This is a genomic window from Chroococcidiopsis sp. TS-821 (genome assembly GCF_002939305.1).
Classification (GTDB): domain Bacteria; phylum Cyanobacteriota; class Cyanobacteriia; order Cyanobacteriales; family Chroococcidiopsidaceae; genus Chroogloeocystis.
Map to the genome: position 1 here is coordinate 808193 of NZ_MVDI01000001.1, position 24931 is coordinate 833123.

General features: G+C 43.5%; 20 protein-coding genes. 7 read left to right on the forward strand and 13 right to left on the reverse strand.

All coding sequences use genetic code 11. The annotated features are described in order from the left end of the window. Nucleotides 1-93: 93 nt before the first annotated feature. From B1A85_RS03830 to folK, 4 genes are all read right to left on the reverse strand, one after another. Nucleotides 94-1536 (reverse strand): deoxyribodipyrimidine photo-lyase, encoded by a 1443-nt coding sequence (locus tag B1A85_RS03830; protein WP_104545570.1) that lies wholly within the window; start codon nt 1534-1536, stop codon nt 94-96. A 182-nt stretch (nt 1537-1718) separates the two neighbouring features. Further along, the gene (locus B1A85_RS03835; protein ID WP_104545571.1) at nt 1719-2342 is read right to left on the reverse strand and encodes an NUDIX hydrolase; all 624 of its coding nucleotides are present in this window, start codon (nt 2340-2342) and stop codon (nt 1719-1721) included. A gap of 170 nt (nt 2343-2512) precedes the next feature. Continuing rightward, nucleotides 2513-3061 carry an NUDIX hydrolase gene (locus B1A85_RS03840; protein WP_104545572.1) on the reverse strand — a complete coding sequence of 183 codons (549 nt, stop codon included), beginning with the start codon at nt 3059-3061 and terminating at the stop codon, nt 2513-2515. Between the two features lie 68 nt (nt 3062-3129). Beyond that, a complete protein-coding gene (gene folK, locus B1A85_RS03845; protein WP_246841310.1) occupies nt 3130-3615 on the reverse strand; it encodes a 2-amino-4-hydroxy-6-hydroxymethyldihydropteridine diphosphokinase in 486 nt (161 codons plus the stop codon). Nucleotides 3616-3899: 284 nt separating this feature from the next. On the opposite strand from folK, the gene B1A85_RS03850 reads away from it, so the two are divergent. After that, a complete protein-coding gene (locus B1A85_RS03850; RefSeq protein ID WP_104545574.1) occupies nt 3900-6224 on the forward strand; it encodes a transglycosylase domain-containing protein in 2325 nt (774 codons plus the stop codon). A 167-nt stretch (nt 6225-6391) separates the two neighbouring features. Continuing rightward, on the forward strand, nt 6392-6616 hold the full coding sequence (psb35, locus tag B1A85_RS03855) for a photosystem II assembly protein Psb35 (protein WP_104545575.1): 225 nt from the start codon (nt 6392-6394) through the stop codon (nt 6614-6616). Between the two features lie 20 nt (nt 6617-6636). On the opposite strand, the gene B1A85_RS03860 is transcribed toward psb35, so the two are convergent. The 3 genes from B1A85_RS03860 to B1A85_RS03870 form a co-directional block, all read right to left on the reverse strand. Then, a complete protein-coding gene (locus tag B1A85_RS03860) occupies nt 6637-7062 on the reverse strand; it encodes a TerB family tellurite resistance protein (RefSeq protein ID WP_104545576.1) in 426 nt (141 codons plus the stop codon). Nucleotides 7063-7120: 58 nt separating this feature from the next. After that, entirely contained in the window at nt 7121-8461 is a 1341-nt protein-coding gene (locus tag B1A85_RS03865; protein WP_104545577.1) for a 16S rRNA (cytosine(967)-C(5))-methyltransferase, read from the reverse strand. Between the two features lie 80 nt (nt 8462-8541). Then, a complete protein-coding gene (locus B1A85_RS03870; protein ID WP_104545578.1) occupies nt 8542-9381 on the reverse strand; it encodes an acyl-CoA desaturase in 840 nt (279 codons plus the stop codon). Between the two features lie 747 nt (nt 9382-10128). Between B1A85_RS03870 and B1A85_RS03885 the strand changes: the two genes are divergently transcribed. Beyond that, on the forward strand, nt 10129-11334 hold the full coding sequence (locus B1A85_RS03885; protein WP_104545579.1) for a Coenzyme F420 hydrogenase/dehydrogenase, beta subunit C-terminal domain: 1206 nt from the start codon (nt 10129-10131) through the stop codon (nt 11332-11334). A gap of 159 nt (nt 11335-11493) precedes the next feature. Further along, nucleotides 11494-12867 carry a sorbosone dehydrogenase family protein gene (locus B1A85_RS03890; RefSeq protein WP_168192339.1) on the forward strand — a complete coding sequence of 458 codons (1374 nt, stop codon included), beginning with the start codon at nt 11494-11496 and terminating at the stop codon, nt 12865-12867. A 14-nt stretch (nt 12868-12881) separates the two neighbouring features. Here B1A85_RS03890 and B1A85_RS03895 read toward each other — a convergent pair whose 3' ends face one another. The 6 genes from B1A85_RS03895 to B1A85_RS03920 all read right to left on the reverse strand — a co-directional run bounded on the left by B1A85_RS03895 (nt 12882) and on the right by B1A85_RS03920 (nt 19763). Further along, complete coding sequence (locus tag B1A85_RS03895) at nt 12882-14258, reverse strand: alkaline phosphatase family protein (protein WP_104545581.1); 1377 nt, start codon at nt 14256-14258, stop codon at nt 12882-12884. Between the two features lie 99 nt (nt 14259-14357). Beyond that, nucleotides 14358-15575, reverse strand: coding sequence for a metabolite traffic protein EboE (gene eboE, locus B1A85_RS03900; protein ID WP_104545582.1), 1218 nt, complete (start codon nt 15573-15575; stop codon nt 14358-14360). A gap of 105 nt (nt 15576-15680) precedes the next feature. Continuing rightward, a complete protein-coding gene (locus B1A85_RS03905; protein ID WP_104545583.1) occupies nt 15681-16880 on the reverse strand; it encodes a 3-dehydroquinate synthase in 1200 nt (399 codons plus the stop codon). A gap of 13 nt (nt 16881-16893) precedes the next feature. Then, nucleotides 16894-17793 carry a UbiA-like protein EboC gene (gene eboC / locus B1A85_RS03910; protein WP_104545584.1) on the reverse strand — a complete coding sequence of 300 codons (900 nt, stop codon included), beginning with the start codon at nt 17791-17793 and terminating at the stop codon, nt 16894-16896. Between the two features lie 127 nt (nt 17794-17920). Further along, nucleotides 17921-18826 carry a TatD family hydrolase gene (locus B1A85_RS03915; RefSeq protein WP_104545585.1) on the reverse strand — a complete coding sequence of 302 codons (906 nt, stop codon included), beginning with the start codon at nt 18824-18826 and terminating at the stop codon, nt 17921-17923. A 37-nt stretch (nt 18827-18863) separates the two neighbouring features. Further along, on the reverse strand, nt 18864-19763 hold the full coding sequence (locus B1A85_RS03920; RefSeq protein WP_104545586.1) for an EboA family metabolite traffic protein: 900 nt from the start codon (nt 19761-19763) through the stop codon (nt 18864-18866). Between the two features lie 1028 nt (nt 19764-20791). On the opposite strand from B1A85_RS03920, the gene B1A85_RS03925 reads away from it, so the two are divergent. The 3 genes from B1A85_RS03925 to B1A85_RS03935 all read left to right on the forward strand — a co-directional run bounded on the left by B1A85_RS03925 (nt 20792) and on the right by B1A85_RS03935 (nt 24930). Continuing rightward, entirely contained in the window at nt 20792-21433 is a 642-nt protein-coding gene (locus B1A85_RS03925) for a hypothetical protein (protein ID WP_104545587.1), read from the forward strand. A gap of 104 nt (nt 21434-21537) precedes the next feature. Then, nucleotides 21538-22515, forward strand: a complete 978-nt coding sequence (locus B1A85_RS03930) for a DUF1822 family protein (protein ID WP_104545588.1) — start codon at nt 21538-21540, stop codon at nt 22513-22515. A gap of 30 nt (nt 22516-22545) precedes the next feature. Continuing rightward, nucleotides 22546-24930: a CHASE2 domain-containing protein gene (locus B1A85_RS03935; protein ID WP_104545589.1), complete on the forward strand. Its 2385-nt coding sequence runs from the start codon at nt 22546-22548 to the stop codon at nt 24928-24930. Nucleotide 24931 lies beyond the last annotated feature (1 nt).

Consider the following 24931-nt stretch of genomic DNA (forward strand, 5'->3'; position numbering starts at 1 on the left):
TGGTAACTGGTAATTGCTAACTTTTCATTATCTATATCTATTACTCATTTTCTCTAATTTTTTGCCGCATTAGTAGTAATGCCTAATCTCTCGCTATCCATTACCCACTGCCTTTTGCTGTGCATAAATTGCTTTAAATTGCCTTTGTTGCTGTTTGTGATCGACGATTGGTAGCGGATAGCCGAGGGCTTCTCTTTCGCGGGCTGGAATATCACCACTCAGTAAATATTCAGTGTCTACCGAGCGCAATTCGGGCAACCATTCGCGAATGTATTCGCCTTCTGGGTCAAATTTTTGGGCTTGACTGGCAGGATTAAAGATGCGTACAGGTTTGGGATCCATGCCACTCGATGCACTCCATTGCCAACCACCGTTGTTAGCAGATAAGTCGCCATCAATGAGTCGCTGATAAAAGTATTTTTCGCCTAAGCGCGGATCGATTAACAAATCTTTGGTGAGAAAATTAGCGACAATCATGCGACAGCGGTTATGCATCCAGCCGCTTTCGTTCATCTGACGCATTGCAGCATCGACAATCGGGTAGCCCGTTCTACCTTCGCACCAAGCTTGAAAAAGTTCTTTGTTGTTTTCGTAGGGAAAGTTTTTGAAAGCTGCACGATAAGCTCCGGTTGCGAGTTCGGGGAAGTGATACATGGCGTGTTGGTAGAATTCCCGCCATGCGAGTTCTTGTTGCCAAGCGCGGATACTCGCATCGGTTTCGTCACTGCGGCTATTTTCTAATGCAGCGATCGTTGCTGCCCAAACTGTACGAATACCAATCGCACCAAATTTAAGCGCGGCGCTGAGCTGCGATGTCCCGTTAACGGCAGGGAAATTCCGCTGTTCTTTGTACTCGGCGATCGCTTTATTGCTAAATTCTTCTAACCTTTCTTGGGCTGCTGCTTCTCCAGGCGCAAGCACTAAGTTGCGATCCCAAATAAATCCTAAATCTTTAGCGGTAGGAAGGGGGATTACCCCTGCTTGTTGTGCAATTTCCTGTTCTGTCTCTGTTAAGCCAAGGACACCTTGTAGCGTTGCTACTGGTTCAGCTTTAGGTTTACTACTCCAGTTGCGCCAGAAAGGAGTAAATACAGTGTAAGGCTGGTTCGAACCAGTGCGAATTTCGTCGGGAGAGTGAAGAATTTGATCCCAGTTTTCGTGGAGAACTTGAATTCCTTTTTCCTTTAAGGCTGCGATTATAGCGCGATCGCGTTTTTGCGAATACGGCTCAACATCCCAATTCCAAAACACTGCTTGAGCGTTGAGGGCTGCTGCAAGTTTAGGGATAGCTTGCGTTGGATTGTCGTGTAGAATTAAAAGTTGACTGCCAACTTCAGCATATCGCTGTTGCAAGGCTTGCAAACAACCGATCATGTAAGTCACGCGCACAGCAGCTACATCGTCGCGTTCGAGAATATTGGGATCGAGACAAAACACGCCTACGACTTTTTGACTTTTGTTTCTTGCAGCAACAAGTCCAGTATTATCGGAAATACGCAAGTCGCGACGATGCCAAAATAAAACGAGGTCAGACATTTAATACTTAATACATAGTTCTTTTGTACTAATAGTTTAGATGCTGCGAGTATCAATTAAGTAGGTTTAAATGGTTCGATGGTGATTTTGTCTTGGTAAGGCAGGCTGCAAGGCTACTCTACAAACAATAATTTTTTCTTATAAAAGAGTAGATTCGTAGTGGCGATTGCGTAACGCAGCTCTTAATCAAAATCTGCTTGCCATTCGGGATGGCGATAATGCTCAAATAGCCGCGAGATTTGGGAAGGAACTACGCGAGTAAGGGAAAGCTCTGGAATTTCTTGCTCGTGAAAGAATGCTGCGCCTGCAGTTTCTGTACTTTCTGCGGCATTTCCACCCGTAAGTTGACATTGAAAGAAAAGTTTGTAAACGTGATGGCGTATAGGGGGATGATTGTGACGCGGATGATTGCGATCGTATATTGCTAACAGCTTAACGATTTGTGTTTGATAACCTGACTCCTCATAAACTTCGCGAATGACTGCTTGACTGGGTGATTCTCCGATATCAACCCATCCGCCTGGTAACGTCCAGTATCCGTCTTCGCGTTCTTTCACCAAGAGAATTCGATCGTTATGAAAAACGACGCCTCGGACATCTACTTTCGGAGTTGCATAACCTTCTTCTCGACTAAAAAGGTCGTAAACATAGGTTGGTGTTTCACGAGCATATGTTGCCATAATTTCAGCAGCGATCTGACGTATTTGCTGATATCGCTCGATGTCATAGGGATTTTGAGTATAGGTAATTCCGGTCTGCGCGATCGCCTGTAATTTTTGCGACCATGCTAGCCACTTTAGGCTCATAATTATCTCCTTGCGGTGGTGCTTGGCAACTGAAGTTGCAGCTCAAAAAAACAAAGTCCACCTTTGTGGACTCTAAAATCAGGGTTGTCTCAAATGCTTTACAGAGCAATCTCAGAATATTCCTCCTCTACTCACTTGTATCTTTGCTTTTTCATTATTGATGCTCGATATTAACTAAGAAATGGTTTTGCGAGTAAAAAGCTAGAAATTGATTTGGCATCAACAGCTTCGCCGTCTAAAATTGCTTGTTCTAATTTTTGTGGACTCATTAAAACGATTTCTATATCTTCATCAACATCTTGATGCGGCGGTTCGTCGAGTAATTCTAACTCTTGTGCCAAAAAAGCATAGATAACTTCATCGGAATAGCCTGGCGCTAGAAAAAATTGTCCCAATTTCTGCCATTTATGCGCGCGGTAGCCTGTTTCTTCTTGAATTTCTCGTTGGATTGTCTCGAAAGGTTCTTCATTAAGTTCTACAGTCCCTGCGGGAAACTCTAAAAGTCGTCCTTGAGCTGCAAAACGATATTGTTTCAAAAGAATCAGCTTACCTTCAGGAGTAACAGGTACAGCCAAAGCACCTCCTGGATGACGAATGCATTCCCAGTCTCCTTCGGCTTGATTAGGTAGGCGCAGACGACTCACTTCAAAATCGAATTTACGTCCGCGATAGTAGAGGCGCTGTTTGAGTAGTTGTGGAGGTTCTTGACCTGGTGGCATAAAAAAGGTTAGGAGTGAGAGGTGAAGGCGAGGGTAAATATAGATTTCGTGCTGAGTATACTTTCAATTCAAAGACGAACAATACCAGAACAGTCTACAGCTTGAACGAGTTCGGCGATCGCTTTGCCTGATACAGGATCGATCCAATGCGGGGCTATTTCGGCAAGTGGTACGAGTACAAAGCCCCGCTCGCGCATTCGTGGGTGGGGAATTTGCAAGGTAGGAGTATCGAGAATTAAACCATCATAAAGCAACAAGTCAAGATCGAGCGATCGCGGTCCCCAACGTTCGTGTCGTACCCTACCAAATTCACCTTCTATCGACAGTAGAGTTTCCAATAGCTGCTGGGGAGCCATTTGTACTTTCAATACAGCACAGCCGTTAATAAAGTCTGGTTGTGGAGGACCAACGGCAACAGTTTGATACCAACTTGATTGAGCTACTAAGCTCATATCTGGTGTCGCTGCTAATGTGTCTAACGCAGCTTTGACCGTAGCAAGCGAGTCTCCTAAATTACTACCAAGTGCGATCGCGCATAGCACGTTTGTCGTCAACTTTGATTTTCCTTCAATACATATATTTTTAACTCTAATCGCCTCGTAAAAATTCGCTCAAAGGTATGCTTCAGAACAGAGAAGACCGCGAAATTTGCAAAACCTATAGAGTTTACCTGATTTCTCCCAACTAGAGGTTGGCGCTATTTCTAACCCTACTTAAATCAATTTCAGTTGTTAGAGTAAAAATTGCCCTTATCCATCAAGTCGTAAAATAGGCAAAAGTCACAATCATACTGGGCTGCATTTGAACTGGAGTGAAGCGAGGAAGTAACGTGCCGAATATGCCTTGGTTCAAGGAACAAGACGCGATCAGTAATACTGAATCAGCAAAAAAGAGCAATCCCAGCCATCAGCAACCATCTAGGCAAAAGCAACTTCCCCGCCGGAAGGTTGTCCAAACCCTGAATCCGAGCAAGCAACCCTGGCACCGTCGTCAATCGCTATGGTTAGTAGGTGTCGGTGGAAGTATAATCGCCTTAGGAGGAATCGCAGTTTCCATTGAGCAGAGCTTACCAAAAACATCTGAACTTTTTACTGTAGTCCGCGAAGGGACTCTCACAATTAAAGCTGCTGATGGTACTATTTTGCAACAAACTGGACCTGCAACGCGCGAACAACTCAAATTAGCAGAAATTCCCAAACCATTGATTCAAGCGTTTATTGCTTCAGAAGATCGCCGCTTTTATCAGCACAACGGCATCGATTACCAAGGAATTGCTAGGGCAACAGTGTCTAACTTACGCTCAGCCAATGTTGTGGAAGGCGGTAGTACAATTACACAACAACTCGCTCGGATGCTATTTCTAAGTCAAGAGCGCACGCTGTGGCGCAAGCTGAAAGAAATCCGATTAGCACAGAAAATCGAAGCAAATTTAACAAAAGAGCAGATATTAGAGCGCTATCTCAATTTGGTGTATTTGGGAGAAGGCGCATATGGCGTTGCTGATGCCGCTTGGGTGTATTTTAGCAAATCAGTCGATCGGCTAACGTTACCAGAAATGGCACTGATTGCGGGTTTAGCACCTGCACCCAGTCGCTACTCGCCCGCGATTAATCTTGCAGCAGCGCAACAGCGACGTAACTTAGTTTTGCAGCGAATGCGCGAAGATCGGGTGTTGACTTCTGAAACTGCAACAGATGCGATCGCAACTCCAATTAACCTCAATCCTAGCGCGCCTAAGCGCCTACAAGTCACCGCGCCCTACTTTACGACTTACATTCAGAAAGAACTACCGAAGTACGTTGCACCAGAGGTCATCGCAGCAGGCGGCTTAATTGTGGAGACAACGTTAAATCCCAAGTGGCAAAATGCGGCAGAAACCGCTGTCAAAAACACTGTTACAAATAACGGTAGATGGCAGAACTTTGAGCAAGCGGCGTTGGTAGCGATAAATCCACGCAACGGTGAAATTCGCGCATTAGTCGGCGGTAAGGATTTTGGCAAAAATCAATTTAATCGTGCAACTCAAGCACAGCGCCAACCAGGATCGACATTTAAAGGATTTGTTTATACAGCAGCGATCGCAACAGGTTTATCTCCTTATAAGTCCTACCAAGATGCTCCGTTCATTGTGGAAGGATACGAACCGCAAAACTATAGCCGCGAGTTTCGCGGTTGGCTCACAATGCGCGATGCACTTACAAGTTCCATCAACACGGTTGCAGTTAAAGTAATGATGGATGTTGGCTTCGAGCCAGTGATTAATCTGGCGCGCCAAATGGGTATCAAATCCGAATTAAAACCAATGTACTCGCTAGCGCTGGGTTCGTCTGAAGTTAACTTACTCGAATTGACAAGCGCCTATGGAACGCTAGCAACGCAAGGGATACACGTAGAACCGTACGGAATCCGCCGGGTTCTCAATCGAAGTGGGGAAGTTCTCTACAGTACAACACCTCAACCAAAGCGAGTTTTAGACCCTGGTAGTGCGGCGATTTCAACCTGGATGCTACAAAATGTCGTTCAATCAGGGACAGGACGTCCTGCGTCTTTAAATCGTCCTGTTGCTGGAAAAACGGGAACTTCAGACGAATCGCGCGATTTGTGGTTTGTCGGCTATATTCCGCAACTTGTTGCTGGAGTGTGGCTTGGTAACGATAACAATGAACCAACGTGGGGTAATAGCGGTACTGCGGCGGCGACCTGGCGGCAATTTATGACGGTGGCTGTAGAAGATATGCCAGTGGAAGACTTTCCCGAACGTCCAAGTTTATCAGGGCGCAAAGGTAGTATCAAAGCCCAGCCCATTAAACCCAAGCAAATTTCTTCCGGTAGACTACCGCGATCGCGCCGCGATTTGCTCAAAAGCAATGCTGATTTTAACAACAATCGTCCTCGCCGACGTTATCGCAGGTACCAACAAGAGGTAGTTACCGCCGAACCCACCAGGCGATCGCGTCGTCGCCGTGACGAACGCCCAGCAGCAACCTCTCAAAGAAGTAACAACGCTCCCAGACAATCACCACCATCACCGCAATCACAAGAAAGACTGCGCGAACGCTTACGCAACCTCCGCCAGTCTAGCACCCTGCAAAGCCAAGAGCCACCCACTCAAACCAGTAGACAATCCACAGCGGGGTCTTACGTTGTCCCAACTAAGGAGTAAAGAGGTAACATCGTAATAACTCTATACCCTAACCCCTAACCCTTTCTGCTCCCCGACCTCTGACTTTTAACCTCTCACTGTGGGATCAAACTTGGGGTGGATGTAAGTTATATTGTGTTTTTATACGGTCTTAACAGCAGTATTGACTCACTACAGGAAGAGTAACTATGGAAATCCTCATGCAAGCAACAGCAGCAACAGATAACGTTCCTCACTTTCCCGTTGCTGCTACCGCAGCTATTGTTGTTGGCTTTATCGCTGCTACTACAATTGGTTCGATTGCTTGGTACAATTCGAAGCGCCCCGTTGGTTGGGAAGATAAAAAGCGTCCTGATATCGTACCAGAAGTGAAAAAAGAAGAAACACCAGGTATTGGCGAACCAAAATCCTAATTCTATTTGCTGTTTTCTACTTAGCTTTGGCTACTAACCCAACGCCGGTAGAGCGTTTGAATCCCCTTGAGTACGCTAGAGTAAGCTCCTTGAGGAGAACTGTCTGTTGTGTCTAGTGATTGCAGTTTAGTGAGAAGCCGTGCTTCTTCAGTTGCTACTTCTCCATCGCGGTAAATCAAGCCACTGATAGCTTCTAGCAACTCTTGATAAGCTTCAGAACCAGGGTGCTCTCCTAAATACTCCTTTATCCACTCATAGCATTCTGTTGGCTGCACCGTCTTGAGTTCGTTAAGTAAAGGCTGAATTTCTGGATCGGCAGCCACATCCTTCTCAGTCGCTACTTGATGTAAATATTCTCTTTCTTCAGGCTGAATTCTGCCATCGAGCCAAGCAGCCCCAATGAGGATTTTTACTAATTTTTTGATACTAGCTTTTTCTTCTGGCATATATATTACTAGTCCTTGAGTTTTTCAAATTAGCTAATTCTATCTTTAAAATCCAAACTTATTCTGTTTCTTTCTGTAAGCGAACAATAAAAAAACCGTCCATTGAATGATGATGTGGTAAGACTTGCATCCACCCTGATGGTGTTGCATAAGGAGCACCAATCGAATTGGTCGCAGGAGGCTGAATTCGCCAATGCAAATGTCGAGTCAAGAAATCTTGAACGATCGCTTCGTTTTCTTCAGTATTTAAAGTACAGGTAGCATAGACAAGCACGCCTTTTGGTTTCACCCAAGTTGCAACGCGATCTAAAAGTGCTGTTTGTAAGACCGTAAGTTCTTTAACGGTTTCTGGTGTTTGTCGCCAACGGGCATCGGCATGACGATGAAGCGTCCCTAACCCTGAACACGGAGCATCGAGAAGAACGCGATCGGCAGTATTGACAAATTGAGGAAGGTTACGGCTATCGCCTGGACAAATATGAATTGATTGAAGTTGCAGTCGCGTGATATTTTGCTGAAGTTTTTTTAAGCGCGAGACAGTGCGATCGCACGCCCAAATGGTTCCTGTATCTCGCATTAATTCAGCAATGTGGGTTGTTTTTCCGCCTGGGGCTGCACACGCATCAATAACAACTTCACCTGGTTGCGGATCGAGGATATGGCTAACAAGTTGGGCGCTACTGTCTTGTACCGTCCACCAACCCGCATCAAAACCAGGTAATTTGTCAATTGTCCCCGTGCTACTTGTCAACCTTAAAGCTTGTGGTAGATTCGCAACGCGAGTCACGCCTACTCCTGCGTCTTGCAATGCTGTTGCAACTTTCTCGACAGAAGTACGTAACGGATTAACGCGTAAATCAATTGCTGGAGGATGATTAAACCACTTGCAGAGTTGTTCAGTTTGTACATAGCCGAATTGTTTTAGCCAAACTTCAACTATCCAATCAGGATAGCTGTGTAAAATTCCGAGACGTTTTACAGGATTATCTGGTAGTTTTAAAGGATCTTCAGAGCTTGCTAATCGTAGATATTGACGTAACAAGCCATTGACAAAACTAGCAAGTCCTGAAAAACCGTTTTTTTTCGCTAGATCTACCGTTGAATTCACTGCAGCTGCATGAGGGATGTGGTCAAGATAGCGCAACTGATACAGTCCCAAATGCAAAATAATTCGTAAATCAGGTGGTTGTTGCTGAGCTGTCTTTTTCGCTAACTGATCGATCAAGGCATCAAGCGATCGCTGGCGACGGACAGTACCATAAACTAATTCTGTCACCAAGCGGCGATCGGCACTGCTTAAATTATTTTGACGCAGTACGCGGTCTAGGGCAACGTCAGCATAAGCCCCCCGCTGCACTGAACGGAGGGCGACAAAAGCAAGCTGGCGCGGATTTTCCATATGAGTAGCTAGTGACTAGTGACTAGTAACTAGTGATGGGAGTGATGCTCTCGCAGTTCTGTATGTAACGACTACAGCAACTAGGCTATGGAGGAAGATTTAGCGATCGCTGCTTCCGGTTGCAAAAGTTGTTTGGGCGGTTGTTTTAAGTCCCAGACGATACCAAACCATGACAGCATTACTAAAACGTAGTAACTGATATCAATTTCCCACCAAAAGAAACCTTGACAAGCTGCGAGAGGGTAACGGTGGTGATTATTATGCCAGCCTTCGCCTAGCGTGAGCAGGGCTAACCACAATGAGTTTTTGCTTGATTCTCCGGTTTCATAGCGTTGGCTACCGAAGACGTGACATAAGGAATTAATCGCAAACGTCGTGTGATAGAGAATCGTTGTGCTGACAAAGAAACCCCAAAATAATCCTAACCAACCATAAGCAAAGTAACAAACAACCGCAAGCAGGATAGGTGGTATAAAGTGATATTTTTCGAGCCAAAGCAGCTCAGGGTAACGAGTTAAATCTTTTACCAGTTTCTCATTATATTCGTCATATTCTGGAGACAGTACCCAGCCTACGTGTGACCAGTAAAAACCTTTTTTTTCAGCTGAATGGATATCTTCATCAGTATCAGAGTATTTGTGATGGTGGCGATGTTGTGCCGCCCACCAGACGGGTCCTCGTTGTCCAGCGGTTGCACCTAAAAAACCTAGTAAGAATTGAAATAGACGACTGGTTTTGTAGGCGCGATGCGAGAAATAGCGATGGTAGCCGCCAGTAATGCCAAATTTACGGACGACAAATAGTGCAACACACATCCAGATTGCTATAGAATCTACACCTAGCCAAAAGACTGCAAGGCAAGCAATATGAATCCCAATGAAAGGTAAAGCTGCGTAATTGAATTTTGAGCGATCGGGCATACAGAATTTCCTGTTTGGATTGCAGACAGCACGTATCCTTTCCTCAAGCCACTATGACAACTTAATAAAATTGACATGACTTAGCAGTCTGTGATACGGTTTGCCAATTGACAATCTTACAATCCATAGGGTTCTTTGTGCCTGTACATTAGGGCTGTTTATCTTTTGGTATAGTTTTAGATGCCATTCGCGAATCTTAAATTACTCAGCAAACATTTCAGCTAGGATGTTAAGAACTGCTCGTTGCGCTTCTAAGCTGATCTGCCCTAAATGTTTGAGCGCGGATTTTGTCAATAGTACAAATGCGATCGAGAACAATCTGTCCATCTTTGTCTTGAAATTGACAAGTCACGCGTGTTGGAGCTTTACCTTTCGATTCCACAGAGTCGCACTCACATCGTCTAAAGTATCATCTTTCTGTTTTGCCATTGTTGAGAATGCCTCGTTCCACCTTAGACAGATCGCTTGAGCTAAACGAATAGCTAAATGAGCGTCCTCCAGTTTGATTTCAACAGCAGCGATCTAGGAATGCGAATTCCTTGAAAGTTACCGATTCGCACTATACGAGTTTTGATAGCTGTACCTATAATCTTGATTTTGAGTAACTACGTTGTACGTACAAACTAATTTACAGTTTTACAGTTATGAAATTGCAAAATATTGCAAAATCGATAACTCTAGTACAAGTCAAACCAACTCTCATGTATCGTTGGGTAAAGATAGTTATGTCTCAATGCTTCTTAACTCATGACATCAGTGACTACCCAAGCCAAGCACAAAAAAGCTAAAGCCTTAAAATCATCAAGTCGTCGCCCTGCCAAAGATCTTTGTAGCGAGTGCGGGTTATGCGATACATATTATATTCATTATGTCAAGGAAGCATGTGCATTTCTTAATCAACAAATTGCAGAATTAGAGACGCGATCGCACACTCGCGCACGCAATTTAGATAATCCTGACGAACTTTACTTCGGGGTTCATCAAACGATGATGGCGGCGCGTAAAACTGAACCGATTCCTGGGGCGCAGTGGACAGGAATTGTGAGTTCTATTGCAATTGAAATGCTTAATCGCGGCGTAGTTGAAGGCGTGGTCTGCGTGCAAAATACCAAAGAGGATCGCTTTCAACCAATGCCGATTATTGCGCGTACTGTGGAAGAGATATTAGCAGCACGAGTGAATAAACCGACACTATCGCCGAATCTTTCCATCTTAGAACAAGTGGAACAATCAGGGATGAAGCGGTTGTTAGTTATTGGTGTTGGGTGTCAAATTCAGGCTTTACGAGCGGTAGAGAAGCAATTAGGCTTAGAAAAGCTGTATGTGTTAGGAACTCCTTGTGTAGATAACGTCACCCGCGCTGGGTTACAGAAATTTTTAGAGACAACGAGTCGTTCGCCTAACACGGTCGTACATTATGAATTCATGCAAGATTTTCGGGTACACTTCAAGCATGAAGATGGTTCAGAAGAAACTGTGCCTTTCTTTGGTTTAAAGACAAATCAACTGAAAGATGTTTTTGCCCCTTCGTGCATGAGTTGCTTTGACTATGTAAATTCGCTTGCCGATCTTGTTGTTGGTTATATGGGTGCGCCGTTTGGTTGGCAATGGATTGTGGTACGAAACGATCGCGGACAAGAAATGCTGAACTTTGTGCAAGATCAGCTAGAAACACAACCTGTAATGTCAAAAGGCGATCGCACGGCTGCGGTACAACAAAGTATCCCCGCTTATGACAAAGGCGTGACACTACCAATGTGGGCTGCCAAACTTATGGGAGTTGTGATTGAAAAAATAGGTCCTAAAGGTCTGGAATACGCCAGATTTTCGATTGATTCGCACTTCACGCGCAATTATCTCTACGTCAAGCGCCATTATCCGGAAAAATTAGCTGCACACGTCCCAGAGTTTGCTAAGCGGATTGTCAATCAATACAAATTACCAGAATCTTAATTAATTTTGTATTTGTTGCTACTTACATTTTAAGCAACTTAAATATTTGTTGCAGAAAATAACGCAATTACAGGAGTATCAATAAAATTGACCTGGCGTATAAATTAAAGTCAATACTTTATTGATATGTTAGGTGTGAGACAGGGCTTTAACAAGGCAATGTTGCTATCATTTACTACCTTTTTGTTAGTGAGTCATGCAGCAATTGCTAAAGCAAATAATGCTCCTCAAGCGTTACGTTCTGATGTTAAAGTACGCAACATTATGTATACTTTAGCAGCATCTCCTTCAGTGCGAATTGCTAAAGATCCTAGAAATAATCAGCTTTATTATTTAAAGCGAAATGGTGAAATATATCGAGTTAATTTAGCTACTTCCCAAAGCCAACTTGTTTATAGCCGTAAAGATCATCAATTAAGTGACACTCAAGGAATGGCAATTGGGCGAGATGGTGCTATCTATTTAGTAGGAAATACGAATTTAACTAACAGCTTGACAAAAGCAACAATTGTTAAAGGTGTAGTGTCTGGTACTGGCGATCGCGTATGGTCAATTTTAGCGGAAACAGCAGGATACCCTAAAAGCAATACAGCATACGACCATGGTTTTAATGGTATTGTTGTTGGTCCTGCAAACAAATATATCTACGTAAATAGTGGTTCTCGGACTGATCATGGAGAAATCCAATCTGCTAATGGACAATTTCCTAACACTCGTGAAGTAGGATTAACAACCTGCATCTTTCGCCTGCCTGCGAATGGTAAAAATATTTTCCTCCCGAATAATCGACAAATTTTAAAATCAAAAGGCTACGTTTTTGCCGAAGGTATCCGCAATACATTTGATATGGCTTTTGCTCCTAATGGAGATTTATTCGGTGCAGAAAATGGTCCAGATCGCGATATGCCAGAAGAATTAAACTGGCTACGTCAAGGTCATCATTATGGTTTTCCTTGGCGGATAGGAGGAGCAGATAATCCTCAACAATTTCCTAATTATAATCCTAGTAAAGATCGCTTGTTAAATCCTGTTTTTCATGCAGTTAAGCGAGGTTTTTATCATAACGATCCGACTTTTCCCAAAAAACCTAATAGAACTTTGACAGAACCCATTCCTAATTTTGGTCCTCATGCAGATAGTTTTCGCGACCCTCAAGATGGAAAAGTTAAAGATGCTAGCAATTTAGGAAGATCGCTGAGTACTTTCACAGCTCATCGTTCTCCTTTAGGATTAGTTTTTGATACTCAAAAGGCGCTGAGTTCTGAGTTTCAAGGCAACGGTTTTATGTTGAGTTGGACAAAAGGCGGTGCTCATAACGTTTCTGGTTATGGTCCTTTTAGAGACTCTAGTGCAGATTTACTTCATTTGAAGTTGACAAAAATAGGAAATACAAACTATAAACTAAGTGCTAGAAGAATTGTAAGCTCTTTTCAAAATCCAATTGATGCTGAAATTATCGGCAACAAAATTTATGTTTTAGAATACGGTGGAAGTCAAGGAATTTGGGAGATTACTTTACCAGCAAAAAAATGAAAAGACTTTTGAGTTTAGCCGTCTTGCTGTAAATGAGATAAGATGACATCATAAATATCTACCGCGTCTAAAGAAGTTGATGGTAGTAAGTTAGTTGCATGAGTGGCTAATAGTGGTGCTTCATCAGTAGATTTGGGAAGTCGTCCGTGCGAACCTTTAACTAAAGAAGCGTCTAAAGGAATAATATCCATCAAGGTACGAAATCCGAGTTGTTTTTGTAGCAAAATTTTTGCAACTTTCAACTGTTGCCAGCGAATTGTTGGATCGACAAATAATTCTACAGGATCGTAGCCGGGTTTGCGGTGAATATCGACCGTACGAGCAAAGTCTGGAGCTTTGTTGTCATCGAGCCAATAGTAATAAGTAAACCACGCATCAGGGGCAGCAACAGCAACTAATTCACCAGAACGTGGATGATTTAAATGATACGCTGCTTTACCTTCTGCACCTAAAACAAAATCAACTCCTGGTACTTGTTCGATTAGTTGTTGTAAGTCTGCAATTTTGGTGCGATCGCTAATATAAATATGCGCAATTTGGTGATCGGCAACGGCGAAAGCTGTACTTGCGCCTGGAGCTAAAAGTTCTCTGCCAAGTTCTTCGCGAATAGCTAAATAACCATGTTCGCGCAAAACTCGATTTAAGGAAACAGCGCGGTTTACAGGAGTAATCCCATATTCAGAAAGAACAATGACTCTAGCAGAACGCGATTCGTAGAATTGAATTAAGTCTTGACATACCGCGTCTATTTCTTGCAAGTCACGCGCGATCGCACCTATTTCTGTTCCTACCCTTTGTAAGCAGTAATCTAAGTGTGGTAGATAAACGAATGTTAGCGTCGGCGAAGACATTTCTTCAACGGCGATCGCAGCTTGTGCAATCCACTGCGTCGAGCGTATAGTTGTCTTTGGTCCCCAGAACTCAAATAAGGGAAAAGTTCCCAAACGTTTTTGCAACTGAAATCTTAATTGTGCAGGTTGCGTATAAATATCAGGAATTTTTCTGCCATCTGCGGGATACATCGGGCGCGGCGTGACCGAAATATCAACAGAGGAGTACATATTGTACCACCAAAAGAGATTCGCGCAGGTGAAACTAGGGTTTAAAGCGCGTGCCGCTTCCCAGATTTTTTGTCCTTGAACCAGCTTATTCGATTGTCGCCAAAACTTCACCTCACACTCGTCACGGAAGTACCAGCCATTGGCAACAACGCCGTGACCTTGAGGATACTTACCCGTTAAATAACTTGCTTGTACTGAACACGTTACTGCTGGTAATACGGGATTAATAGCTGCTATTTGTCCTGAGGCTACCCACTTTGATAAGAATGGCGCGTGTTTTAATAAACTAGGCGTTAATCCGACTACATTGAGAACTACGGTTTTGTGCATAAGACAAATTCTTTTATACTTAACGCTTATGACTTAGCGGTTGAAACCGCAGCTAAAAAATCAAATCCTGTCTTCGCAGGTTTCTGCAGACTTGGTATGTTAAGCAGTGATAGAAGTCGCTAGCTTTTGCAGTACCCATTCGTATTCTCGTTGAATTGAGGCGAGTAAATCGAGTTTCATGGCAGGTGGTAGTACATCCCAGGTGTAAGTTTCAATTTCTAAATGCTGACATGGTTGTTTCTCTATTAGGTTAAGAACATCAACAATATCATCCTGCGTAGATTGCAGCGTTTGATAATCTTGAATAAAAATAGGAACGTGAAAATGCGTTCGCCACTCTTGGGCGGTTGATTGTGCTAGGTAGGGTAATGCTGTGCTTAGATCGGGATAGTGGTGTAATGCACCATTACGCGATCGCGCGATAACTTGGTGTAGATATGTCGACTCGGCAAAGGAACTTAGTTTATCAGCGATAACTTGACGTTGGGTAATTTCTTCTGGTAAAAAAACTCGAATTGCGGCACTCAGTTGAATTTTACCAATAGAAATTCCTGCGGTTTGTAGACGTGTAAAAACTGATTGAGGTTTTTCGTACTCTACTGCAAAATGACAAGTGTCATAGCAAACGCGGATGTGTTCGCGTAACAGTGCTTCTGCACTAGTTTGAGAGATTCCTAAATTTTCTGTAAGATAGCTACCACCAATTGGTAATAGCCAAGAGTCAAAAAAATTAATGACTTCTGCTGTATTTTCGATTAATCCGTCCGGTTCAGGTTCTAAATCGAGATGTAGCAATTTTCCCGTTTGCTCGCGAATGCGGCTCATTTCTGCGGCGACGGTGGCTAGGTTACGAGTTGCATTTTTGAACGCATCATCTGTGCTAGCTTGTACAAACCAAGGTTTGTAAGACAAGGGTAGGGTAGATATTCCGCCATCGATACCTGCAGGTAATAACGTTGCGAGAATCTGAGTCAAATTTAATGTGTAATCGAGACGATCGCGCGATCGCCAATCGGGTGCATAGACTTTATCTTTGACGACTTGGTGATGAAATCCTCCGTAAGGAAAACCATTTAAGGTAAAGACATATAAGTTATTTTGCTGCAACCACGTTTGAAATTGAGCAAGGCGATCGCTTTCTAGCAATTCCCTGGCGGCTAAAGCTGCTAAGCGCAAACCAATCCCAAAAGGTTTGTCCGGTGCTAGCCTAGCTTTAAGTTCAGGAATATACTGCTCTAAATTCGCAAACACATCCTGCCAAGATTCCCCAGGATGAACATTTGTGCAATACGTCAGGTGAATATTTTTCAGTTGCATCTTTGATTGGATTTTTTAACCTTTAACAGCAGTTGAAACCGCAACCACATCAAGGAAACCTATCTTCACAGATTTTATGTCTTGGTATCATTTGTAGCGGTGAATTTATTCGCCAAGCTTGTTGTAACGTTGCAATAGCGCGATCGCGCGTTCATACATCAATAAATCAACGCGATGCACTTCAACGCCTTTACCGATTTTTTCTAGCAGCATCAGCGTTAATTCTCCCCCTAAGTGTTCTTGAAACTCCTGCAATCCTCGGAAAATACAATTAGGATGTTCGAGTTGATGCAATTGTGCAGCTAATTCTGGAACGTATAAACTAAACCCTAATGCTTGGAGTGTCTCTAAAATCTGCTGCCAATCTGACTTAGTAAGTAATCCAATTAAATAAGAATAGGTGCTATCCAACGCAATTCCAATCGCAACAGCTTCGCCATGACGTAGGTTGTAATTTGTCAGATGTTCGAGTTTGTGAGCTACCCAATGTCCAAAATCTAAAGGGCGTGAGGAACCTTTCTCAAACGGATCGCCGCTCGTGGCAATATGCTCTAAGTGCAATTGAGCGCAGCGATAAATTAACTGTTGCATTACCTGCAGATCGCGTCGTGCAATCTTCTTTGTATGAGTTGTAATGAAATCGAAAAAATCTGAATCTTTAATTAGTGCAACTTTCACAGCTTCAGCAATTCCAGAACGCCAGTCGCGGTCATCCAGCGTTGTGAGAAAATCAAAATCGTTCAATACTGCGAATGGTGGGGCAAAAGTTCCCAAGAAATTTTTCTTGCCAAAGGCATTGATGCCATTTTTGACACCGACGCCCGAATCATTTTGCGCCAATACTGTTGTGGGAACGCGAATCAAACGAATTCCTCGATGTGCAGTGGCTGCGGCATATCCTGCCATATCTAATACTGCACCGCCACCGATGGCGACGACATACGAATGGCGACACAATCCAGCACGATCGATGATTTGGTGAAGGTGTGCGACTAATTGAGGATCGTTCTTGGCTGCTTCGCCACCAGGGACGATCGCTGGCGGCTTAACAAGTATTAATGCATCGCGATAAAACTCAGCATAGGTAGCTAATTTATCGAGTAGTGCAGGGTGATGATGCAATAAACCTGCGTCAATGACTGCTAACACTTTTTTTGGACTATTCTCAGCAGTAAGAACTTGTGCGAAAAGAGGATTATCTAACTCGAACAGCCCTTTTGTAAAATGAACGTCGTAATTAAATGTCACAGGCACGCATTGCTTGAGCGAACGCACGTTAGATGCACCTTTTATCCCAATTGTCATAATCGTGATGAAATTAAGTAACAGCAAAAATTCGAGCTAAGCTTAGTGAAATAGGCAGTAAACCTAAAACTAGCAAGCCGTAGAGTAAACCTGCAAAACCTGCGGCGATCGCGGCGTCTAAAACGATCAGCGACAACACACCTGCTTTAACTGCGGTACGAATATTTTCCGGAGTTGCTTCGCGCCAGGCTTGCACAAAAGCGGGAATAACACGCCAAGCAAATAATGCAACAAACGGTAAAGTGGCAAGTGTTTGATATTCTGGCAATAGTTCTAGCGTTAAAACTCCACTGATAACTCCTGCAATCAGTAGCAATGCTGCAATTCCAGTTTGGTGATTTCCCCCGCGAACTTCACCTTGGCTAATCGCGGTAATCGCAGCAATATAAGCAATCGGAATTAATGCTAAAAACCACAGGTGTTCTACTACCGCCGGTACTGCACTCACACCGAGTAGCAGATTACCGCCGCGACAGACTCCCATATTAATGGGACCAAAAACGACATAATGTTTGCTAAATGCATCGTAAACAAGCGCGGCAATAGCAACTGTCACAGCAATGACAAGGCTTGTTAGCGAAACTTGGGCAGCTGCAATAATACCAATAATCAAGAGAAAAGTGCCTAACGCGATCGCATTTTGTTTAGTAATCCTACCACTAGGTATCGGTCGCTCTGGGCGTTCGCGCGCGTCTAACTCCGCATCAAAGACATCATTAAAAACAACGCCACCACCATACAAACCACTCGTTGCGAGTAACAGACAGATCAATGGCATATTGACTTGTGACGATAGTACTGAACCAGATGCTGCAAACCCGACTAAAATATCTGCCCAAGCCGTGATAATATTCGCAGGGCGCATGAGTTGCAAATAAGCCCAAATCTTTTGGCTTTTCGCTGCTTGCAACATGAGTATCTCTCTCAATGGTAATGGGGGTAATGGGTAATTGGTATGAGTGATTAGTTACTAGTCACCCTTCACCTGGAATGACCATTTTGTTAACACTAATCAACCGGATTTGATACAAACGCATTTCTTACTCAATTAAGATTTGATCGCGGCTAGTTTCAACGACAGGAGTTTGTCCGCGCAAGACTGAGTTACCGTAGTAAAGTTCGCGTTGATCGATGGTTGATGTTAGCCAGTCACTTTCACTAAATTGATTGCTTTGGCTGTATGCTGCGAGGGCGTTTTCGTAACATACTGCCCTAACTTGTGCTTCAGGAATTCCGCGCTCTAGCATCAGTTGTGCGGTTTTCGGTACAGCGAGCGGATCGCTTACGCCCCAATCGGCGCTACTATCGACAATAATGCGATCGCACCCGTACTGACGGACAATTTCTACCATCCGCGCGTTACCCATTTTAGTATGTGGATAAATTGTAAACGCTGCCCAAAAACCGCGTGCCAAGACTTCTTCTACTGTTTCTTCGTTGTTATGGTCAATAATCACCCGTGATGGTGCTAACCCATATTCAATACAGCGATCCATGCTGCGGCTAGCACCAGTTTTTTTGTTGCGATGCGGTGTATGAATCAACACCAACATATCAAGTTCTTGGGCGAGTTCAAGTTGTTGGCAAAAGTATTTATCTTCCGCTGGCGTCATATCATCGTAGCCAATTTCGCCAATCGCCACGACTCCTTCTTTACACGCGTACAGCGGCAATAGCTCCATGACTTGTGCGGCTAAAGCTTCGTTATTCGCTTCTTTGGGATTTAAGCCAATCGTACAATAGTGTTGAATCCCAAATTGACTGGCGCGAAAGCGTTCCCAGCCCACAAGACTACTAAAGTAATCTTTAAACGAGCCGGCACTTGTACGCGGTTGTCCTAACCAAAACGACGGTTCAATGACGGCGACAACACCGTACTCGCGCATCACCATGTAATCGTAGGTTGTCCGCGAAATCATGTGGATATGAGGGTCAATGAACATCATAAGCTAATGGGTAATTGATCGAATAAAGTGCGAATTATCATACATCAGCACCAAGGCGATCGCGGCTAAAGCGACTCCATGTCAAATCGCCGCGACCAATTGCTGCTTGTAGATGAGGATAACAGGCGAGTAATTTTTGCGCTTGTGGTAATGGAGAATGCGCGCATGCTAAAGCGGCGGCTTCTTGCTGCACAATGTCATTTGTTTGTAATACTTTTGCTAAAGCTTGTAATTCGCCCTCAGAATACCCAACGAAGCGCCATAGTTCAGGTGTGACACTGCGTTTGGCTGCCCAACGTTCGCGGGCATAATCAACCAACATTTTTGCTAACTCTGGGTTAGCGCGGCGATCGCTATCATGAATAAGATACAACGGACTACCGACAAACACTGCTTTGAGGATCATTTGATTCCAAGCAAGATCGTCAAAATAGTCTGCTGGATAAGGATTGCGTAAGGCAACTGCATTGAATACGCTTGTCATATTACTGCGTACTCCTTCTGCAGCTCTTGCACAGTGCTTTTCTGGATGAGGCAACAATGGTAAACTTTGATACAGCGCTACTAACTCTCGCACGTCCGCAGTTGTAAAAACTTGTTCGAGTATCCAAAGATATTTCTCGACGTCTGTATGTGGCAAAGACAACACAATCAATGTTCGCCCTGCTTGATCGACACTCCAGTGTTGAGGATTCCAACCTGGGCGAATTGCTGCAGCTGCGCGTAAATCTTGAGTAGATAAAGTTAATTGCTGCTTACCCAGGTATCGAGGAACTGCGCTAAATGCTGTATAAAAAAGTCGCTGCGCCGCTCCTTGACTAATATAGTTGGTTTTTTCTTCTAGCCAATTTAACGCTTCGCGAGAAATCTGCCTAGATAAGCAGTTATGTAGCAATTGAATTGCCTGAGTCACATCGCAGTTAGTTCTCAAGTTCATACAATTTATTTAGTTAATCAATATCTAGATTCTTGCGAAACTATGTTTTTGTGACATCTGCAACCGACTAACGGCTTTCCATTCTGCTAGGCTCAAAATAATAAAATTGTCCTTTCCCGAGAAAAGTTTTGCCCGCACAAAACCATACCTAAAAAGTCTTGCCTTACCAATTTAGAATGATTCTGCTGGATATTGTGCGTTTTAGCAACCTTCGATGTTGATGCTAGAGATAACTCGGTGTTGGAAAAACTGAATTGTACAGAACCTGTTTGCAGGCGAATCGTAACCCATCTGTCTTAATCATTCTTTACTTAACAAACTTATACTGGAATTTTTAGTATAAGGCAATCCCTTTTGCGAGCGAAATTAAGTGTTTATACTAATAAAAATGGTAGCAGTACACAATCAGCTTCTGTCTTTAGGTTGATACTAGACGTACTCCTTTTCAGCAAAACAGGACTGCAATTGTAAGGCGCTATATGAGAAAGCGATCGCTAGTATCAAGATTTTACGGCGAAAATTGTTAGCGAAGCGGATTCATATCGTTGAACCTTTGGGAAGACACCCCCAAAAAGGTCAACCGTATATAAGACGACTGTACCTGTAAGATTCATAACACGTTTGTTGTGAAATATACGGAATTCCACAGTGGTTTAATCGTTTGAACTGAGATCGCAATGCATTTGTGATTTACAATTTACACCAAAAGAACTTGCATAATTTTTTTGTTTGCTGCTGATAAATAGGTAGTCAATGCGTTGCGGAGTAACAGCCTTTACTACTAGCAGCCAAAATAGTCGTTGCATTAAATTTATGCTTGGGACTTATCGCAATCAAATACGTAGAAGTATGTCTAGATTTGTTGACAATTCACTTTATTGCTTCTTTATTGCTTTAGAAATAAATCATTTTCAATATGTTAAAAGGTAGTTATTTTAATAATCTACCTAACTTAAAGTAGGAAATAACATCAAAATTTGCTGGCGGGCAATTAAATTTAAATCCTACTTACATATAACATATCTCTTATGAATCAGTTAGAAGCAAAAATACGTGAATTAGTTACAACAACTTGTAAATATAAACCCAACAGTGTCGAGCGGCAGCAAGGTTTAACAAAGATTGTCCGCATGATAGTTAAATCAGGGAAACTTTGGAAAGATAATTCTCTATATTATGAAGATGCACTCCAGAAAACTTGGCTTTATTTTTGTCGTAATTTATGTGAAGCAAATACAGGAGAAAAGTATGACCCAAATCGCAGTAGTGTAATTACTTGGTTAAATGCTTACTTGAGGCGAAGGTTGCAAGATTTCCGTGAAGAAGAATATGAAACTCGCTCTCGGACAGCCTCTGGCAAAACTGTAAAAGAAGGTGAGGTAACTGATCTGATTGCTGCCTTACCAGCTCCACCTGATATTCCACCAATTTTAGAAATGACGATAACTTGGGCAAAAGCTGACACTGATGGAGAGTTACGCCGCATTCATATCCAAGGATATCCGCACGTAAATTGTCAAGTGTTAATACTCCGAAGGTTACCTCCGGAAACAAGTTGGGAAAACTTATCAGAAGAGTATGGTATCTCAGTTTCAACTTTAACAAGTTTTTATCGCCGACAATGCCTTCCTCGTTTACGTAAATTTGGTGAAATGCAAGGTTATTTATAAAGGATTGATTGTGAAAACTCATTCCTAGAAATAATGAGAAGACGTATCAACTCGTAGAGTTAAGGAATTGATATGGACTCACAAAAGAAAATGAACTATAGAAAATGACTAAAAACATGCAGCAACTACAAAACTTTTTTCTACCTTTACCAATTACCGAAGCAGCGCGAGAGACTGCCCAAAAATTTACTCAGCAAGTAGAGTTTTGCCCAAAAAAAGCAGAGCAAATAAGGCTGAACACGCTGGCAGTTTGTGCCGTAAACAACTATTTAAACATGATGGGGATCGACACAAATATTTCGGCAGGTGACAGTTGGAATCCAGTTTTACGATTGTGTGCGGATATTGCTGACTTAGAAGTTTCAGGAATTGGGCGCTTAGAGTGTCGTTGGGTGCGATCGCCTGCAAAGCAATGCGATATTCCACCAGAAGTGTTAGAAGATCGCGTTGGGTATGTTGTCGTGCAGTTTGACGAAGCACTCCGCGAGGCGACGTTATTGGGATTTACACCGCATGCGATCGCGCATTTGCCCATAGATGAATTGCAACCCCTCGAAGACTTACTGGCGCACCTAGCTCAACTCAAACTGAAAACTGCTGAAAATCAGCAACAAGTGGTGCGATTAAGCCAATGGTTCGATCGTCTGTTTGAGACAGAATGGCAAAGCGTTGAAACAATTTTAGGGCAAGCCCGCGCCAACTTAGCCTTTAGTTTTCGCCGGTCTGATACAGTCACAGGCGGAAGTGGCGAGAATCGCGAAGAGCGTATCCGCCGTGCTAAGTTGATCGATCTTGGAATGCAACTTGCAGGTCATGCGGTTGCGTTGATAGTCGAATTGCGAGCGCGCTCGGAGCAAAAAGTTGATATCTTACTACAAGTCCATCCTGCAGGCAGTCAAATTTATTTACCACCGCAACTGCAGCTAGCTGTTTTAGATGCTGCTGAGCAACTTTTCCTTGAAGCTCAAGCAAGAAAAGCCGATAATTATATTCAATTACAGTTTAGTGGGAAACCTGGAGAAAAGTTTAGTGTCAAAGTAGCGCTTGGTAACGTCAGTATTACGGAAAATTTTATTATTTAATTTCATCTTTGCGCCCGCAGGAAGATAGTTGTGGCTAAGTTAGTTGTCTTAAAGGTAGGCGAAGGAAGCTTTGAGCAAGGATTCCCTGTCACGATGCAAATTGGAGAAGAAGGCGATGCTCCAGCGGTTCAAACTTTAGGTAAATTGCCACCTGCTCCTGAAATTCCGCAGTATTACAACTGCTGGCAATCAGCGTATCTTTGTTTAGGACACTCTACCCGCCTCGAAGCAAAACCCGTTCAAGTCACGAATGTTTCAGTAATAGAGGATTGCTGGCACGCCGTACAAATCTTACGCAACCGTTTAAATAGCTGGATACATTCTGAATCTTTTCGAGCAATTCGGGAAAAATGGTTGGAAAAATTATCGCCATCAGATGAGATCCGCGCGATTTTACAAACCGAAGACTTACTTTTGCAACGATTACCTTGGCACTTCTGCGATTTCTTCGAGCGTTATCCCAAAGCAGAACTAGCTCTTAGCGCCCCGGCGTACGAGCGCGTCAAACAAGTTTCTCAACCTAAAGACAAAGTTGCCATCCTCGCAATTTTAGGCGACAGCACTGGAATTGATACCCAAGCAGATCGAGCTTTATTAGAAAAATTACCAGGAGCTATGGTGCAGTTTTTGGTGGAGCCACAGCGCCAAGAACTTAACAATCAACTTTGGAGTCAGGGTTGGGATATTCTCTTTTTTGCAGGACATAGTTCAAGTTTGGTCAATGGAGACGGTCGGATTTGTCTTAATCGCACCGAAAGCTTATCGATTAGCGATCTAAAGTACGCGCTCAAAACCGCTGTTGCGCATGGGTTAAGGCTAGCAATTTTTAATTCCTGCGATGGTTTAGGATTGGCGCGCGAACTTGCTAACTTATATATTCCACAAGTGATTGTGATGCGCGAACCAGTACCCGATATAGTCGCGCAAGAGTTTTTAAAGAATTTTCTGTACGCCTTTGCGGGTGGACAGTCTTTTTATTTATCAGTCCGCGAAGCACGCGAACGACTCCAAGGCTTAGAAGATGAGTATCCGTGTGCTAGTTGGCTACCTGTGATTTATCAAAATCCTGCAGAAACACCACCACTATGGGCAGCATTGTCGCGCTCAGTGAGTTTTGACAGAAGCGACAACAATCAAAGTCACCAGCGATCGCGCAAAAGAATTGGTTGGCAACATCTCTGGAGAATGCTGCTGACGAGTAGTTTAGTAACAGTTGCAACATGGGGAGTCCGATACTTAGGAGCATTTGAGTCACTCGAACTCAAGGTTTTTGACCAATTTATGCGCCTGCGCCCGCACGAAGCAACGGATCCGCGATTGTTGGTTGTTGCAATTACCGAAGAAGATTTCAAACTACCCGAACAGAAAAATCGCACAGGCTCGCTATCAGATCTAGCGCTAGCAAAACTTCTAGAGAAATTAGAGCAGTACCAGCCCCGCGCGATCGGCTTAGATATTTATCGCGAAGAAGAGGTGAATCCTCAATTCAAAGATTTAGCGCAATATATGCAACAGAGCGATCGCTTTATTGCGGTGTGTAAAATTAGCGAACCAACCGCAAAGGAAGATCCCAGCGTTGCGCCGCCGCCCGAAATTCCCGAAGCGCGTCAAGGCTTTAGCGATGTTGTGCTTGACCCTGATGGCGTTCTGCGGCGATATCTTGTCGCAGTCAATCCGCATCCTGCTTCAATATGTAGCGCGCCATATGCCTTCAGCACGCAACTGGCGTTTCGTTACTTAGCGGCTGAAGGTATTTTCCCGCAATGGACATCGCAAGGACATTTACAGTTAGGTAACGTTATTTTACCGCGTTTACAACCACATACTGGTGGTTATCAAACGATTGACGCAGCTGGCTTTCAAATGCTGCTCAACTATCGTTCTTACCGCTCGCCAGAGGATATTGCCAACAAAGTGACTTTAACCGAGGTTTTACAGAATCGAGTGAAACCTGATGATGTTAGAAATAGAATTGTTTTGATTGGTGTCACTGCCCCAAGCGCAGGTGATTATTTTGCGACACCTTATAGTACGAGTGGAGGAGCATATCAGAAAATGGCAGGCGTGTTTGTCCACGCACAAATGGTCAGTCAGATTTTGAGTGCTGTCCAGAATCAGCGACCATTATTATGGGTGTTACCCCAAGGTGGGGAATTTTTATGGATTTGGGGATGGGCAATTCTCGGTAGCGTGCTGGCTTGGCGCTATCGTTCAGTACTACATCTAGAGCTAGCGCTAGCAATTACTATGCTCGTACTATACGCGCTGTGCTTTGCACTTTTGGCGTATCAAAGCTGCTGGATGCCTTTTGTACCATCAGCTTTAGCATTGATAGCAACTAGCACGGGTGTTGTCGTTCAAAATGCCTCGCAAAAACAGGGACAAAGTACAGACCTCTACGCAAGGAGTAATTAAA